This window comes from Ruegeria sp. CDSC052 (assembly GCF_059610685.1).
The window spans coordinates 36,649-51,991 of record NZ_JBXWOB010000008.1 but is presented as its reverse complement, the minus strand read 5'-3'; the positions used below and the strand labels follow the sequence as shown (position 1 = coordinate 51,991).

Below are 15,343 nucleotides of genomic sequence, written 5' to 3'. Positions count from 1 at the left end.
TAGCGAGGTCCTACTTGTAGATTTCGGGCAAGAACGTAGTCGAAATCGCTGGCATATAAGCAATCAGCAACACAACTAAGAACATACAAAGAACAAAGGGAACGGCACGGGCGGCAATCTTGAGGATGGATTCCCCGGTTATGCCAGACACCACGAACAGGTTGAGCCCCAATGGCGGCGTGATGAAGCCTACGCCAAGAGCTGTGATCATCATGATGCAGAACTGTATCTCGTTCATGCCGATGTTGTCCGCGAGTGGTTTCAGGATAGGCGCAAGGATCACGATATTCGGCGTGGTTTCCATAACGCAACCGGCGGCGATTAGGATTCCGATCATCAGCAGGATAAGTAACCATGGTTCATCCGTCAGCCCGGTCACCGATGTCACAAAACCTTGCGGCACGCCCATGATGGCCAGCGCTTCGGCCAGCGGAGCCGAGAAAGCGATTATGGGAAGGATGACGCCGTTCACCTTTGCTGAACTGACCAGCATGGCGGGAAAATCCGCAAGGGACAGCGTCCGCAGAATAAAGCCCATGATGATTGTCACAACGACCGCCGTTGCACCCGCTTCTGTTGGTGTCAGGCGGCCCGAGAATATGCCGTAAAAGATGATGCCCGGCACGATAAACGCATACCAACCGGATTTTAGAGCACGGCCCAGATTACCCAACCATTCGGCCATCGTCATCTGTCCGCCACCTTCATAGGCGTAGATGCGGTTCACGATCAGGTTCGTGATCAGGATCGACAACAGGATCGCGATCCCCGGGATCAAGGCTGCAAGGAACAAGGTCGATGCGGATATCCCCAGAACAAGGCCGATGATGATATAGGCGATCGACGGTGGGATCAAAATGCCGGTACAGGCGCCCGCCGCCACCAGAGCGCAGGCATAGGGGCGCGGATAGCCGCTTTCGACCAAGCGTGCGATAGTCATACGTCCGACCGCGGCCGCACCAGCTGCGTCCGATCCCGAAATGGCCGCGAACATGCCACAGACAAGAACCGTCGCAGACCCGAAACCACCCTTGGTGAAACACGTCAGTGCCTCGGCAACATCAAGGAATTTTCGACTGAGCCCGGTTCGGACCAGCACGTCCCCTGTCAGGATAAACAGCGGCACCGCGGTCAGCGCAAAGGCATCAATGCCGGTGAACAGCTTTTCACCAACAAGGCTCAGGGGAAGGTCGCCGGACATGACCAACATCAGGATCGCCGAGGTCCCGATGGCGGCCCAAACCGGAACCGCCAGTGCAATCAGCGAGACGAATATGATAACGGGCAGATAGAAATCCCAACCCAGCTCGACGGTTTGATCAAAGGTTTGCCAAAGCATTCAAATCATCCCTCAATCAAAGAGTGTGTCGCCCTCAAAAACGGGTTTGCCCGTTCTGAGAGAATGGATGTCGCGCAGTAGGGATTGAATCAGCCGCAATATGATCAGGCCGAACCCCAATGGAACCGCCATCAGGAACCATACTTTGGAAATGCGCAGCCCGTCCGTGACCGACCCGAATTTGGCAGACACATGCACGGCTTCGTAGGACCAATAGAGGGCAATCACAGCAACACCGAACATCACCAGGTCGCCAAAGATATACAGCAAAGCCTTCGGACGCGGCCCAAGGTAGTGCATCAGCACGTCAATGCGGATATGCGCGCGCTCTTTCACTGCAGCCGCAGCACCAATCCATGCGAGATAGATGAAGGAGTACCGCACAATTTCTTCGCCCCAGATCGAGGAAAAAGAGAATATTTCCCGGCGCAGCACCTCGATCGCCATGGTGATGACAAGCATCACGTAGAAGACCAGAAGCAACCAGCGCTCGGCGTCTCTATCAATTCGGCGCAAAAAGCTCATGTGAGAACCTGCTGATTTGCCTAGCAAAACAAACCGCGCTGACGCGTTTGGATTTTACTGAGGCGGGAGAATATTGGTGATCGGGCGCGCGTGGAGGCACGCCCGACCCGACAGTTAAGCGTCATGCACGTAGTACTTGCCTTGGGTACCTGCGGCTTCTTCCATCTTGGCGAAGTTGTCCATGGACCCGGCCAGATCGATCTTGAACTCGTCCCATTCGGACCGTTGGTAGCCACCAGCGGCTTTCCATTCGGCCAGTTGCTCTTCGCTGAGCGAGTGGAATTCGACACCTGCTTTGATCAGTTCGGCCATAGCGTAGGCGCGGGCCGATGGCACTTTGGCAAGGTTCTGGTGCGAGGTCATCTCGGACCCCCACATGATCCCTTCCTGCACGTCGGCGGGCATTGAGTTAAACCATTCCAGGTTGCACGAATAAACTTGGCTGTCCGGCACGGCCTGAGTGAAGGTCACATGGCTCAGGATATCTTTGAACCCAAAGACTTCGAGCGCACCCACGGACGGATCAAGCGCGTCAGCGACACCCTGTTTGATGGCCGACGGGGTTTCGCCCCACGCCACAGGCGTCGGGTTCGCACCAACCATGCGGTAGTATTGCTGCAGCATCTTCGAGCCGGGAACGCGGAACTTGACGCCGGACAGGTCGCCAGGTGTCAGGACCGGTCCGGGGCCACCCTTGCGGATGGCAACGACACGGGGGTCGATGTTGATATAAAACAGCGCCTTGAAGCCGTTCTCCTCAACCTTCGGCTCGACCGTGTCCTTCCAGAACTGCGAGTTGACGAGGTTTGTGAAACGCTGGTTTGACCCGCACAGATACGGCATGTTGATCAGGTCAACGGTCGACGCAAACGGCGCGAAATTCGAAAGCGAATGCTGTGCTGCCTGAATTGTGCCACCCTGCACCGCCTGCACCAGCGCGCCGCCTGCACCCAGCTGCCCGCCAGGCGCGAGTTTGACATAGACCTTGCCGTTGGTCGCGTTCTGGATGTTTTCCTTCAGGTCCAGCTGCATGATTGGATAACCACGCGACGCACCGACCGGATAGGCAGTTGCAAGAACCATGATATGGTCCGCAGCAGCCTCACGGTCGCGCTCTTCGCTGGCACTTTGCGCTGCAGCTTCAGTTGACCACAACGTCCCCGCAGCACCAGCTACCATGGCCGCCGTGAAGCCGCCTGTTGCCGTCAATTTCAGAAAATTTCGGCGTGCTGCCGAGGCAAGGTCCTTGCGATCTTTGTCCATTATGTTTCCTCCCAGAAATCCTTAGCTGCCGTTCTTTTTGTTTCGGTCAGCCTCTTTTTGAAGAATGGCGACGACAAACAATATCGACGCGGCAAACAGAACCAGCATTTCGCCCACGTCCCCAAGGAATGCGCTTGCTGCAAAGGCCCCCAGAGCGACGTTGGCGAAGTAGATGACAAAGACGATCAGCGAGGCGGTAAGGAACATAAAACAGGATCCGAAAAGGTTGCAGTTCTGAGCGACACTGTAAGCGCTTACATTTGATTCGTGCAAGCGCTTACATTTGAGGCACATTTTTTGGCGCTCTCGGCGATTGCGGAAAGGAAGACCCCAAGCAGCGACCAAAGTATTACTATTGTGCTCGGATACATTCCAAAAATTCATCATGTTAGCCAAGTCGCCGTACAACAAGAACGGTAGGCCGGGTTCCGCACCGCTGCATCAGCCGATGCGCGGGATATCAAAAGCCCCGACCGTGAACTTATGGAGAAAATCAATGAATGAGATGACCAAGCTGCAGGCGGTAACGAGTATCTCGCCCCCTGCATCCCGTTATGACAATTTGATCGGAGGCGACTTTTGCAAGCCAAAGGCAGGCCGGTATTTTGAAAATCTAAGCCCGATTCCCGTCCAGCCCATTGGCCAGATCGCACGGTCTGATGCTTCAGACGTTGAGGCCGCGCTGGACCCAGCGCATTCGACTGCCGATACCTGAGGTTCGACCAGCGTGACCGAGCGCGCGAATGTTCTCATGCGGATAGAGCAAAAGCTGGAAGACAATCTGGAGCTGCCGGCTATTGCGTGGCCCTGAATCCGGCCAAGCAACGCCAGCGACAATAATGGTTTTCAGTGAACTGATCGCGGATATCCTGCCTGCTGGCGTGTTGAATATGGTTAACGGATTTGGCCGTGCGGCGGGTACAAGGCCGTGCGGCGTTCATTTCGAATATAATACGTTTTCTTCAATTCTGATTGAATTCTCTCAAGACACGGAAGCCTGACAGTTTTGACCGCCAGTCAATGCCTAACCACGTTACGAACCATGACGAACTCAAAGCCAAACTATATGGCAGAGCGGTTGGAGAAGGCTCATGCCATCGCCGAATTCACTGACCTGTATATGACAGAAATTGCATTGGCCTGTGGATTTGTTTCCTGTACGACGCTTTCGCAGCGATACAAGCAAAGATTTAGTAGAACGCCAGTCGATCAGCGCATGAAGCAGAGCGCATAGAGGTGCAAAATCATATGTGTCTACAAGGCGTTTTCGCTGATTGCGACGAGCAATGACAGTACATGCGATCCTCATCGTACTGTTTGCGGCTTTCCTTCATGCGCTGTGGAATGCGGTCGTAAAGGGCGCGCCTGACAAGGCCATTATGTTGGGATTAATCTCGATCGGGCATGCCATACCTGCGCTTGCCGTGCTTCCTTTTACGGGCTTTCCAGTAATGGCTGCAATTCCATACATTATTGGTTCCACCTTGATTCATTGGGGATACTACTGGTTTCTCAACACGGCCTACCGTTACGGCGATTTATCGGTGGTGTACCCCATATCGCGCGGGATAACGCCCATATTAGTGGCGTTGGGAGCGGTCTTTCTTGCCGGTGAATTCCTTCCTCCGGGCGCGTGGATCGGTATTGTCTGCATTTCGGCCGGCATCGGTTGCCTGTCTTTTGGCGGACTTGGAAAGGGCACGAACTGGGTAGGTATCGCGGCGGCATTCGGAACAGGTTTGATGATTGCTACCTACTCTTTAGTCGACGGTATTGGCGTGAGACTGTCAGGGAATACGCTTGGATATATCACGGTATTGTTCGTGGCTGAGATCTTCGTGGCGGGGTTCATCTTCTCGACCCGATGGGAGCGCCTCATCGCACTTCCAAAGAGATATGTCTGGTCAGGCTTAGCAGGAGGAATCATTTCCGGCTTAGCCTATGGTCTGGTGCTCTATGTTAAGAGTTTCGCACCGTTGGGTGTCGTATCGGCGCTCCGAGAAAGTTCGGTCATCTTCGCTTCAATAATTGGTGTGATGTGGTTTGGAGAGGGTCCAAAATCCAACAGGCTCCTGGCGGCGATAATCGTGGCAGTTGGAATTGTGGTTCTGGCCCTAACAAGATGACGTACAAGTTGGACTAAGGAGAAGGAAGTTGCGGGATAACGAGTCCAAGGCGCAGGTCTTTAACTTCGGATAAGGTCGCCGCACGTATCTTATAGCCCGCGAGGCGCTTCTTGCCAGCTTCAGGGAGTTCTTTGGACCAGCTATAGTACAGACTCTGAGCAATGCCTGCCCGGCAGCACAGCTCCACAATGCTGCCTTCGCCCTTGCGCTTGTCCAGAACGATCCAGATCTTCTCTTCCGCTGAATAGTGCTTGCGGGTAGCACGACGGATATCCTTGACGATCTTTTAGCCGTGGCTCTTACGTGTTCTGGGTTTCTATCTCACCTCCACTCCTTGGCGGGTACGATGTGCCAGAAAATCTCTCTTATCAAATCGACCTGAACTGTCCCGCAAGTGCTGACGTCAGACATTTGCGAAGGTATTTGCGAGCACTATGACCGTCATGTTCGATTGGCGGCTGTCCAGTCGACAGGTAGCAGTATGTAGCCTCGGATTTCGTAGCCCACCGCCCGTTCGACGGGCCAATGCCGAAGCGCACTGATTTGAACGGAACTCTTGGGTGACTGGCGCAGGGAGAGTTCCTATCTCATATCAATGGGGTATGACACTCAATTCCGAGCGCTAGGGCGGATTGCCTTACATAGGTTTTGCTTATGATGTGGAAGGTATAATCGATTTTTCTTGATCTATTTATCTGTCACACTGCCAGGGCATGGAACTGCAAATAAGCGCTGCTCAAGAATGGCGTTCCCGAGAATAATCAACCGACAGAGGATCACGATGAAACATAAGACCAAATTTCTTGCAGCCCTGGCCGTAAGCTCCTTGACTGCTACAGTTGCGTTATCTGAAACCGAATTGACAGTTTACACAGCCGTCGAAGCTGAAGACCTGGCGCGCTACGCTGAGACGTTCAATGCGAGCAATCCGGACATCAAAATCAACTGGGTGCGGGATTCGACCGGGATCATCACCGCCAAACTGTTGGCCGAGAGGGACAACCCTCAGGCAGACGTCGTGTGGGGTCTCGCAGCCACTTCGCTGTTGTTGCTCAAGTCCGAAGGTATGCTGGAGCCTTACGCGCCTGCGGGTGTTGGCGACCTAGACGCGAAATTTGTCGATGGCGACAATCCTCCGGCGTGGGTTGGCATGGACGCTTGGGTTGCGGCAGTTTGCTACAATACCGTCGAGGCCGAGAAGGCGGGACTGAAGCCACCAACTTCGTGGAAGGATCTTACAGACCCCATGTATAAGGATCAGGTGATCATGCCAAATCCGAACTCGTCGGGCACTGGTTTCCTTGATGTTTCAAGTTGGCTGCAGATGTTCGGCGAAGAAGGCGGCTGGGAGTACATGGACGGATTGCACGAGAACATCGCGCGATATACCCACTCTGGTTCAAAGCCGTGCAAACTGGCTGCTGCAGGTGAGATCCCGATTGGCATCTCTTTTGCTTTCCGTGGTGCTAAGTCGAAAGCTGATGGTGCGCCGCTTGAGATCATTGTCCCGTCAGAAGGTGTCGGCTGGGACATGGAAGCGACCGCTATTGTTGCCGGTACTGCAAATCTCGAAGCCGCGCAGAAACTGGTTGATTTCACCGTCACCAAGGAAGCCAACGAGATGTACAACACAGGGTACGCCGTTGTCGCCTATCCTGGCGTCGCAAAACCGGTCGAGCACTTCCCTGAAGGTCTTCTGGATGCGATGATCGACAACGACTTTGAATTTGCCGCCAACAACCGCGCGGCGATACTGAAAGAATGGCAGTCTCGCTATGACGGGAAGTCTGAAGCGAAGTAAACCAACCTGCAGAAGAGGTGTAAGCACCTCTTCTGCACACCACTCTATTTTTCCAAACAACGCGACCAGCGCGCCCGGCTTCAACCGGCCCAGATCGGCCGTTCCCGAGGTGCAGATATGAGGACCGCTCCCGTGCTTCAGAAAACCCCACCCGGTGAACTGTATCTAAGCATCCAGAATTTGTGGAAGGCGTTCGGCAGCTTTCTTGCACTCAAGGACATATCCCTCGAAATCAACGAAGGCGAATTTGTCTGCTTTCTGGGGCCGTCGGGTTGCGGCAAAACAACCTTGCTCCGGGCGATTGCGGGTCTCGATCTGCAAACCAAGGGCACTGTCATGCAAGACGGCAAGGATGTGTCAAATCTGCCGCCGTCAGAGCGTGATTTCGGGATTGTGTTTCAGTCTTACGCCTTGTTCCCGAACCTGACGATCGAAAAGAACATTGCTTTCGGCTTGGAAAACACTGGTCGCAGCAAATCGGATATTGCCGTTCGTGTCAGCGAACTGCTTCATTTGGTTGGGTTGCCTGAACAAGGCAAAAAGTATCCTGCGCAATTGTCCGGTGGCCAGCAGCAGCGGATTGCGTTGGCCCGCGCCATTGCGACCAACCCCGGTCTCTTGTTGCTGGATGAGCCGCTTTCGGCATTGGACGCAAAGGTGCGCGTCCATCTACGTCACGAAATCAAAGAGCTGCAGCGCAAACTGGGTGTGACTACTGTGATGGTTACGCATGATCAGGAAGAAGCGCTGGCGATGGCGGACCGGATCGTGGTCATGAATCATGGGGTTATCGAGCAGGTGGGGTCACCTACAGAAATTTACCGAGAACCCGCAAACTTGTTCGTGGCAGACTTCATCGGGGAAATGAACCAGATCCAGTCTCAGGTCACCAAGGGTGGTCGACTGAGTGTCGGCGAAAAGACCTTTGCGTGCCTCAGCCACACGTTCAACGACGGAATGCCAGCGATTGCGGCGATCCGACCCGAGGATATCATCCCGCATGAGGCTGGTTATCTCGATACCGGCGGCAACAGGAACTGCATCGACGTCACTCTCGATGAAATGGAATTCCTCGGTTCATTCTGGCGATGCCGCTTGAGCAACGAGCGATTTGGATCTTCGGAACTGATCGCAGATTTTTCGATCAATGCCGTGCGCCGCCTAGAACTGGAAGAGGGTAGGACCATGGTGATTGAGCTGCCCGAAAACCGGCTAATGGCCTTTGATGTTCCGGAGACGGCAGCATGAGCGAGATTTCAACCAACCCGGGGACTCTTCCAGCCGGGCCTGACATCAAACCCAAGCTCAGCAGGGATGACATCCTGATGCGCGGCAGCATGATCGTGATCGCACTCTATCTGGTCGCGACGTTGGTCCTGCCGCTTTACACGATGCTTTCCAAGTCATTCTCGACCTATCGGATGGAGTTGTCGCAATACGAGTTTCAGGTCAGTGACGAAGCGGGGCAATTTGACGGAACCATCCTGTCGGCCGACACGCTGAACGAACAAATCGGGGCTTTTTCAGGTACCGAACTGTCTACCGGCTCAGACGGGCGGCTATCAGTAACCGAGCTTTTTCCCGATTTCAGCTTTCGCAGTCCGGTCATGTACCAAATCCGTAACACGAGCGACACCGGGCGGTTTCTTGTCGGTTCTACGCTGCAAGACAATACGGATTGGGTCACGCTCGATTCCAATCAGTTCCGGCGGGTTCAGCTGAGGCCAGTTCAGTCGCGAGGCTTGGAAAATTTCGTCAACTACTTCTCAACCCCGGCACTGTTCAATTCTATCAAGAATTCCCTTTGGATTTCTGTAATTAGCACCATTGTCACAGTAACTTTGGCGTTCTGGTTCGCTTATGCGCTGAACCGGAGTTGCATGCGGTTCAAGGGTGTGTTTCGTCTGATTGCGATGGCTCCGATCCTGGTGCCTTCGCTGTTACCCGGGATCGCGCTGGTCTATCTGTTCGGCAATCAGGGCATGATAAAAGAGTTGCTGTTCGGCGCCAGTATCTATGGTCCGATTGGCATCGTGATAGGCTCGGTGTTCTTCACCTTCCCGCACGCCTTCCTGATCATTTCAACGGCGCTGGCGATCTCTGATGCACGACTATACGAAGCTGCAGTCAGCCTGCGTTCGACGCCGTGGCGTACTTTTTGGACGGTCACCGTTCCTGGCGCGCGATATGGTCTGATCTCGGCCGCTTTCGTTGTATTTAATCTGGTCATAACTGATTTTGGTCTGCCAAAAGTGATTGGAGGTCAGTTCAACGTTCTGGCGGTTGATATCTACAAGCAGGTGATCGGCCAGCAGAACTTTGAAATGGGTGCCGTAGTCTCGGTCGTTCTGGTGATCCCCGCAATCCTGGCGTTCGCGATCGACCGCATGGTGCAATCAAAGCAGGTTGCCTTATTGTCGGCCCGGTCGGTCCCGTACCAGCCAACCCCAAATCGAAAGGCAGATCGGTTCTTTCTAGTCTATTGCTGTCTGATCGGTCTGTTCATCGTTGGGCTGCTGGCTGTGTGCCAATTCGCGGCGCTAATCAAGTTTTGGCCCTACGACCTGAGCCTGAGCCTGAAGAACTACGATTTCAACAAGATGGATGGTGGCGGTTGGGGCTCTTACATTAACTCGATCAAGCTGGCGCTTTTGACGGCGGTGATCGGTACTTCAGTCGTCTTCTTTGGTGCCTATCTGGTTGAAAAGTCGAACGGGTTCAGAACAGGTCGATCGATCTTTCAGATGTTCGCGATGCTGCCAATGGCGATCCCGGGCATGGTGCTGGGCCTGTCATACATCTTCTTCTTCAATAGCCCGTCTAATCCGCTGAACGGTATCTACGGAACAATGGCAATTTTGGTGATCTGTACGGTGACACACTTCTATACTGTGTCGCACCTGACGGCAGTGACAGCGCTCAAGCAGATGGACAGAGAATTCGAGTCGGTATCAGCCTCGCTCAAGCAACCGACGATGAAGTTGTTTGCCCGTGTCACGGTCCCTGTTTGCCTGCCAGCCGTGCTGGACATATCAATCTATCTGTTCGTAAACGCAATGACGACGGTATCTGCGGTTGTGTTCCTATACTCGCCCAAAACCACGTTGGCATCTATTGCAGTGCTAAACATGGACGATGCGGGCGATATTGCGCCGGCTGCCGCAATGGGGATGATGATCTTCTACACAAACGCCGCGGCGCGGATCATCCACCTGATTGCTTCCAAAGGCGTCCTCGGTCGCACGCAAGCCTGGCGAACCCGCTGACAAGAAAACCCATTTAGGCATCTCCCCACCGATCACTGATTGGTGGGGTTTTGTTTTTCTTCTAGAACAGAATTGGCGAATTTCATGAAGGCGCGAATGGTCTTCACCTCACGCCGTTGGGAGAGATAGATCATGCTTTCTCCCATTTGCAGGTCGACGTCTTGCAGCTTGATTTGTCTGAGACGGTCGTCGTGACCGTATTCTGCCTGGGACACGAACCCGATACCTGCACCTGATGCCACCAACTCTCTGACGGCCTCTCTTCCTTCGGCCACAATTGCCGGTTTCAGCGGCACCCCTCGTTTACTGGCTTCATCTTCGAGCTTTTGGCGTGTTTTTGATCCCTGTTCCCTGAAGATGAGAGGCAACTCCGCCAGCTCTGCGAGGGACAATGTAGGTTTTGAGGCGAGAAGCAAACTGCGGGCCGTGAATGCCACGATCTCGGTCGAACCGAGGCTAAGAACACTCATGTCCTTGCCGGGAGACACGCTGCCAACAACACCAATTTCTGCATTGTAAGATCTGAGCTCCTCCAAAATGTCCTCGGTGTTGCCAGCGCGGACGGTAATCGTAATGTTCGAATATTTTTCTCGGAACGGTCCCAGAAAGTCGGTCAAGTGGTGCGCGGAATCGGCAAGGATCCGCAGCTCGCCGTCGATCGCAGCCCTCGTTTCTGACAGATAGTCCTCGATCTGATCCTCGATCTCAAAATACTGTTTGGTGTACCGGTAAAGCTGCGTCCCCTCCGGGGTTAGGTTCACTCTTTTTCGCTCACGCTTGAACAACAACAAATCATGATCCTGCTCAAGTTTGCGAACCTGCTCTGAGATTGCTGGCTGCGTCAAAAAAAGCGCCTCCGCAGCACGCGAAAACCCACCATATTTGGCCACGAAATGAAAGGCTTTGAGCTGGCTATGTCGCATTTCAAACTCCTGAAGGTTCGAGCATAGGCTGAGCTTATAATTAGATTGATATTTGCAATTTCACATATAGCTGCGGTTGCTGCAACTGTGTCTTTGAAACGTTGATCTGGAGCTTGGTTATGACGTCTTCTTTTCCTCAAATTGAACAACCGCGTCTCGGCGAGCCCTATCTACTAACTCCTGGCCCCTTGACCACGTCAAACGCCGTGAAAGAAGCCATGTTGAGGGATTGGGGAAGCTGGGATGATGACTTTCGGGGTATGACCCAGGAGTTGCGCTCCAGTCTTTTGGCATTGCTTGGCGAGGGCGCCGATGAGTTTGACTGTGTACCGATGCAGGGGAGCGGATCGTTTTCAGTAGAGGCGATGCTGGCTTCGTTCATTCCGCGCGATGGCAAGGCATTGGTGCTGGCCAATGGTGCTTACGGTCAACGCTCGGCGCAAACGCTCGAGTATCTGGAACGCGATCATGTTGTCCTGGACAAGGGCGACTATCTGCCGCCGCGTGGTTCAGAAGTTGCCGAGATTCTGGCGAATGATTCCGCGATCACCCATGTCGTTGCTATCCACTGCGAAACAAGCTCGGGCATTCTGAATCCGGTAGAGGAAATATCGGAGGCGGTTTACGCCGCTGGTCGCAAGCTTCTTGTCGACTCGATGTCAGCCTTTGGTGCGATCGAGTTGAAGCCTACGGAAGTCCGCTATGAGGCAATGGTTTCGTCCGCCAACAAGTGTATTGAGGGTGTTCCGGGGTTTGGGTTCATAATCGCGCGCAAGAACGAGCTTGAGGATGCCAAGGGTAACAGTCATTCGCTGTCTCTGGACGTTCACGCGCAGTGGGCGCATATGAACAAAACCGGTCAATGGCGATTTACGCCGCCCACCCATGTGGTTGCCGCTTTCATCGAAGCCCTCAGGGCACATGCGGCTGAGGGCGGCGTTTCCGGTCGCGGAGCCCGATACACCAGCAACAGGGATGTTGTGGTCGCCGGCATGCGTGAGCTGGGTTTCGAAACTCTGCTCGACAATCGCTGGCTGAGCCCAATCATCGTAACATTCTTCTGCCCGGCCGATGAAAACTTTGTCTTTGATCAGTTCTACAGTCTGATGAAAGAAAAAGGGTTCATCATTTACCCGGGCAAGTTGACCGTCGTCGACAGCTTCCGCGTTGGGTGCATCGGTCAGATGGACGACAAGGTTATGCGGAAAGTTGTAATTGCCGCCAAGGAAACTTTGGAAAAAATGGGTGTGTCGAGTGCCACACCTCCTCTCCAAGCTTTAGAAGAACGCGCCAAACTGGCCGCTTAAGGATCAAGGAACAAACCAAATGACCATCCACACCCCTGTTGAAGCCAACGAGCGTGTCTACCCGATGCCCAAAGTTCCCGCCATTGCCATCTGCCTTGACGGCTGTGAGCCAGAATACCTGGACAAAGCTATTGCTGACGGTCTGATGCCGACGCTCAAGCGGATGCGCGAAACCGGCACTGACCGGCTGGCCCATTCGGTGATCCCGTCGTTTACTAACCCTAACAATCTCAGCATTGCGACTGGCCGTCCGCCTATCGTGCACGGCATCTGTGGAAACTATCTGATTGATCCGGACAGTGGTGAAGAAGTGATGATGAACGATGTGCGCTTTTTGCGTGCACCGACCGTGTTCAAGCAGTTCTATGACGCTGGCGCCAAGGTGGCCATAGTCACCGCGAAGGACAAGCTGCGCGCGTTGTTGGGGGCGGGTCTGAAGTTCGACGACGACCGGGCCAAATGTTTCTCTGCGGAAAAGTCCGACACGTCGACCCTGGCTGAGCATGGTCAGGAGAAAGCAAGCGCATGGTTGGGCATGGCCCAACCCGAGGTCTATTCGGCAGAGTTGTCCGAGTTTGTCTTTGCTGCGGGTGTCAAGTTGCTGAAAGAGTGGAAACCAGATGTGATGTATCTGACCACCACCGACTACGTGCAGCACAAATACGCACCCGATCAGGCCGAGGCCAAGGCATTCTATGAGATGTTTGACAAATATCTGACCGAACTGGACGCCATGGGCGCTGCCATCGTGGTCACCGCCGACCACGGCATGAAGCCCAAGCACCACGCCGATGGCTCGCCCAGCGTGGTATATGTGCAGGATCTGGTGGATGAATGGCTGGGCAAGGACGCGGCCCGTGTCATCTTGCCGATCACGGACCCCTATGTGGTGCACCACGGCGCACTCGGGTCGTTTGCCACCTGCTATCTGCCCGAAGACGCGGATCGCAACGACATCATCGGCAAACTGAAAGCTACACCCGGCATCACCCACGTGTTGACCAAGGAAGAAGCGATCAAGCGTTTTGAACTGCCCGGTGACCGCATTGGTGATATCGTGATGGTCTCGGGTGAAAACATCTGTATCGGTACCTCTGAAGACCGCCACGATCTGGCCGCTCTCAACGAGCCGCTGCGCAGCCACGGTGGACTGACCGAGCAGGAAGTTCCATTCATCGTAAACCGGGTTATCGACTTGGGGACTGCGCCCGAGTTGCGCAATTTTGATGCGTTTTTCTATGCAACTACAGCGGCGGCGCAGTAATCCATGAAAGATCAAACCATGTCTAAAATCGAAATCCGCAATGAAGGAATGCGCATCGGGGGCGAGATCGTCTTTACCGACGAAACGGTGCCGGTTCTGTACCCATACACAAACGAGATTGTCGGGCATGTACCCGCCGGCAAGGCAGAACATGCGCGCAAAGCGTTCGAAGTCGCGGCGAATTACACTCCAAAGCTCACACGGTATGAGCGCAGCCAGATCCTGCAGCGTGCGGGCGAGTTGATTGGTGAACGTCGTGAATACCTTGCCAAATGGCTGACGTTGGAACTGGGTATCTGTCACCAGCATGCGATTTATGAGACCAAGCGTGCGCAAGATGTCTATCAATTCGCCGCCGCTGAGGCGATGAAGGATGATGGCGAGATCTTTTCATGCGACCTGACCCATAATGGCAAAGATCGAAAAATATTCACCATGCGCGAGCCGGTGAATGCGATTTCGGCAATCACACCATTCAATCATCCACTTAACATGGTCAGCCACAAGATCGCGCCATCAATCGCGACCAACAACTGCATGGTGTGTAAGCCGACGGAACTGACGCCGCTGACGGCGCTGACATTAGCTGACATCCTCTACGACGCGGGTCTACCACCCGAGATGTTCCAAGTGGTTACCGGCTGGCCAGGTGACATTGGCGACGAGATGATCACCAATGAAAACATCGACATCATCACATTCACCGGCGGCGTGCCGGTGGGTAAGATGATCGCCGAAAAAGGCGTTTACAAGCGGCAAGCTCTGGAACTGGGGGGCAATGACCCTCTGATCGTTTTGAACGATCTTTCTGACGCGGACCTTGAGAAGGCCGCGACCATTGCTGTGGCAGGCGCCACCGGCAATTCGGGTCAGCGCTGCACTGCGATCAAACGTATTCTGGTGCAAGAAAGCGTGGCCGACAAGTTTGTGCCATTGGTTCTGGAAAAGGCGAAGAAGATCAAGTTCGGCGACCCACAAGACCCCGAGACCGAACTGGGCTGTGTCATCCATGACAAGGCAGCTGAACTGTTCGAAAAACGCGTTTACATGGCCGAGGCCGACGGCGCAGAAATCCTCTATCATCCGGGCCGTCAGGGTGCACTACTGCCGCCCATCGTGGTCGATAAGGTCCCCCATGACAGCGAGCTGGTGATGGAAGAAACCTTTGGCCCCATTGTGCCCATCGTTCGGGTTCCGGACAATGACGACGAGGTGATGCGTATTTCGAACGGTACCGAATTCGGCCTCAGCTCAGGCGTCTGTACGAACGACTTGAACCGTGCGATTGCCTTTATCAACGGTCTGAACGTGGGCACCTGCAACATTTGGGAACAACCCGGATACCGTATCGAAATGTCCCCCTTCGGAGGCATCAAGGACAGCGGTAATGGGGTTAAAGAAGGTGTCATCGAGGCAATGAAGTTTTTTACTAACGTAAAAACTTACTCGCTGCCCTGGCCACGCTAGTTTTTGTGCCCCGTCCCGACCCGGGTCGGGGCACCACAAGTTCCTCCCTGGTACTGGCGGAC

13 protein-coding genes and 1 pseudogene are annotated in these 15,343 nt (G+C 54.1%); 8 read left to right on the top strand and 6 right to left on the bottom strand.

The window, feature by feature from the left end; genetic code table 11:
• Nucleotides 1–10: 10 nt before the first annotated feature.
• From AC2FIM_RS13755 to AC2FIM_RS13740, 4 genes are all read right to left on the bottom strand, one after another.
• Nucleotides 11–1,339: a TRAP transporter large permease gene (locus tag AC2FIM_RS13755; RefSeq protein WP_142637703.1), complete on the bottom strand. Its 1,329-nt coding sequence runs from the start codon at nucleotides 1,337–1,339 to the stop codon at nucleotides 11–13.
• Between the two features lie 12 nt (nucleotides 1,340–1,351).
• Nucleotides 1,352–1,864, bottom strand: coding sequence for a TRAP transporter small permease (locus AC2FIM_RS13750; RefSeq protein ID WP_281973202.1), 513 nt, complete (start codon nucleotides 1,862–1,864; stop codon nucleotides 1,352–1,354).
• Nucleotides 1,865–1,978: 114 nt separating this feature from the next.
• Complete coding sequence (locus AC2FIM_RS13745; RefSeq protein WP_142637699.1) at nucleotides 1,979–3,127, bottom strand: TRAP transporter substrate-binding protein; 1,149 nt, start codon at nucleotides 3,125–3,127, stop codon at nucleotides 1,979–1,981.
• A 21-nt stretch (nucleotides 3,128–3,148) separates the two neighbouring features.
• Nucleotides 3,149–3,334 (bottom strand): hypothetical protein, encoded by a 186-nt coding sequence (locus AC2FIM_RS13740; protein ID WP_142637697.1) that lies wholly within the window; start codon nucleotides 3,332–3,334, stop codon nucleotides 3,149–3,151.
• Nucleotides 3,335–3,623: 289 nt separating this feature from the next.
• On the opposite strand from AC2FIM_RS13740, the gene AC2FIM_RS13735 reads away from it, so the two are divergent.
• Nucleotides 3,624–3,842 (top strand): hypothetical protein, encoded by a 219-nt coding sequence (locus tag AC2FIM_RS13735; protein ID WP_496708177.1) that lies wholly within the window; start codon nucleotides 3,624–3,626, stop codon nucleotides 3,840–3,842.
• Between the two features lie 571 nt (nucleotides 3,843–4,413).
• The gene (locus AC2FIM_RS13730) at nucleotides 4,414–5,253 is read left to right on the top strand and encodes an EamA family transporter (RefSeq protein WP_496708178.1); all 840 of its coding nucleotides are present in this window, start codon (nucleotides 4,414–4,416) and stop codon (nucleotides 5,251–5,253) included.
• Between the two features lie 49 nt (nucleotides 5,254–5,302).
• Here the strand turns inward: AC2FIM_RS13730 and AC2FIM_RS13725 are convergent.
• Nucleotides 5,303–5,536: pseudogene (locus AC2FIM_RS13725) on the bottom strand (transposase); the annotation flags it as partial.
• A 498-nt stretch (nucleotides 5,537–6,034) separates the two neighbouring features.
• On the opposite strand from AC2FIM_RS13725, the gene AC2FIM_RS13720 reads away from it, so the two are divergent.
• The 3 genes from AC2FIM_RS13720 to AC2FIM_RS13710 all read left to right on the top strand — a co-directional run bounded on the left by AC2FIM_RS13720 (nucleotide 6,035) and on the right by AC2FIM_RS13710 (nucleotide 10,320).
• The gene (locus AC2FIM_RS13720) at nucleotides 6,035–7,054 is read left to right on the top strand and encodes a putative 2-aminoethylphosphonate ABC transporter substrate-binding protein (protein WP_271949918.1); all 1,020 of its coding nucleotides are present in this window, start codon (nucleotides 6,035–6,037) and stop codon (nucleotides 7,052–7,054) included.
• A 132-nt stretch (nucleotides 7,055–7,186) separates the two neighbouring features.
• Nucleotides 7,187–8,302 carry a putative 2-aminoethylphosphonate ABC transporter ATP-binding protein gene (locus AC2FIM_RS13715; RefSeq protein WP_281973207.1) on the top strand — a complete coding sequence of 372 codons (1,116 nt, stop codon included), beginning with the start codon at nucleotides 7,187–7,189 and terminating at the stop codon, nucleotides 8,300–8,302.
• Nucleotides 8,299–10,320, top strand: a complete 2,022-nt coding sequence (locus AC2FIM_RS13710) for a putative 2-aminoethylphosphonate ABC transporter permease subunit (RefSeq protein ID WP_142637689.1) — start codon at nucleotides 8,299–8,301, stop codon at nucleotides 10,318–10,320. Before AC2FIM_RS13715 ends, AC2FIM_RS13710 begins: the two co-directional genes overlap by 4 nt.
• 32 nt (nucleotides 10,321–10,352) lie before the next feature.
• Here AC2FIM_RS13710 and AC2FIM_RS13705 read toward each other — a convergent pair whose 3' ends face one another.
• Nucleotides 10,353–11,243: a LysR substrate-binding domain-containing protein gene (locus AC2FIM_RS13705; protein ID WP_142637687.1), complete on the bottom strand. Its 891-nt coding sequence runs from the start codon at nucleotides 11,241–11,243 to the stop codon at nucleotides 10,353–10,355.
• 119 nt (nucleotides 11,244–11,362) lie between these two features.
• Here AC2FIM_RS13705 and AC2FIM_RS13700 point away from each other — a divergent pair, with 119 nt between their 5' ends.
• Genes AC2FIM_RS13700 through phnY form a run of 3 tightly spaced genes read left to right on the top strand, consistent with a single transcriptional unit; the run spans nucleotide 11,363 to nucleotide 15,281 of the window.
• Nucleotides 11,363–12,550, top strand: coding sequence for a 2-aminoethylphosphonate--pyruvate transaminase (locus tag AC2FIM_RS13700; RefSeq protein WP_496708179.1), 1,188 nt, complete (start codon nucleotides 11,363–11,365; stop codon nucleotides 12,548–12,550).
• 19 nt (nucleotides 12,551–12,569) lie between these two features.
• Entirely contained in the window at nucleotides 12,570–13,814 is a 1,245-nt protein-coding gene (phnA, locus tag AC2FIM_RS13695) for a phosphonoacetate hydrolase (protein WP_496732068.1), read from the top strand.
• A 3-nt stretch (nucleotides 13,815–13,817) separates the two neighbouring features.
• Nucleotides 13,818–15,281: a phosphonoacetaldehyde dehydrogenase gene (phnY, locus tag AC2FIM_RS13690; protein WP_271949908.1), complete on the top strand. Its 1,464-nt coding sequence runs from the start codon at nucleotides 13,818–13,820 to the stop codon at nucleotides 15,279–15,281.
• Nucleotides 15,282–15,343: the final 62 nt, after the last annotated feature.

What these genes read in the sequence shown, in the direction of transcription:
- AC2FIM_RS13750 (WP_281973202.1), bottom strand. Translation starts at nt 1,864, where the DNA reads ATGAGCTTTTTGCGCCGAATTGATAGAGACGCCGAGCGCTGGTTGCTT.
- AC2FIM_RS13740 (WP_142637697.1), bottom strand. Translation starts at nt 3,334, where the DNA reads ATGTTCCTTACCGCCTCGCTGATCGTCTTTGTCATCTACTTCGCCAAC.
- AC2FIM_RS13735 (WP_496708177.1), top strand. Translation starts at nt 3,624, where the DNA reads ATGAATGAGATGACCAAGCTGCAGGCGGTAACGAGTATCTCGCCCCCT.
- AC2FIM_RS13745 (WP_142637699.1), bottom strand. Translation starts at nt 3,127, where the DNA reads ATGGACAAAGATCGCAAGGACCTTGCCTCGGCAGCACGCCGAAATTTT.
- AC2FIM_RS13755 (WP_142637703.1), bottom strand. Translation starts at nt 1,339, where the DNA reads ATGCTTTGGCAAACCTTTGATCAAACCGTCGAGCTGGGTTGGGATTTC.
- AC2FIM_RS13700 (WP_496708179.1), top strand. Translation starts at nt 11,363, where the DNA reads ATGACGTCTTCTTTTCCTCAAATTGAACAACCGCGTCTCGGCGAGCCC.
- phnA (WP_496732068.1), top strand. Translation starts at nt 12,570, where the DNA reads ATGACCATCCACACCCCTGTTGAAGCCAACGAGCGTGTCTACCCGATG.
- phnY (WP_271949908.1), top strand. Translation starts at nt 13,818, where the DNA reads ATGAAAGATCAAACCATGTCTAAAATCGAAATCCGCAATGAAGGAATG.
- AC2FIM_RS13705 (WP_142637687.1), bottom strand. Translation starts at nt 11,243, where the DNA reads ATGCGACATAGCCAGCTCAAAGCCTTTCATTTCGTGGCCAAATATGGT.
- AC2FIM_RS13730 (WP_496708178.1), top strand. Translation starts at nt 4,414, where the DNA reads ATGACAGTACATGCGATCCTCATCGTACTGTTTGCGGCTTTCCTTCAT.
- AC2FIM_RS13710 (WP_142637689.1), top strand. Translation starts at nt 8,299, where the DNA reads ATGAGCGAGATTTCAACCAACCCGGGGACTCTTCCAGCCGGGCCTGAC.
- AC2FIM_RS13720 (WP_271949918.1), top strand. Translation starts at nt 6,035, where the DNA reads ATGAAACATAAGACCAAATTTCTTGCAGCCCTGGCCGTAAGCTCCTTG.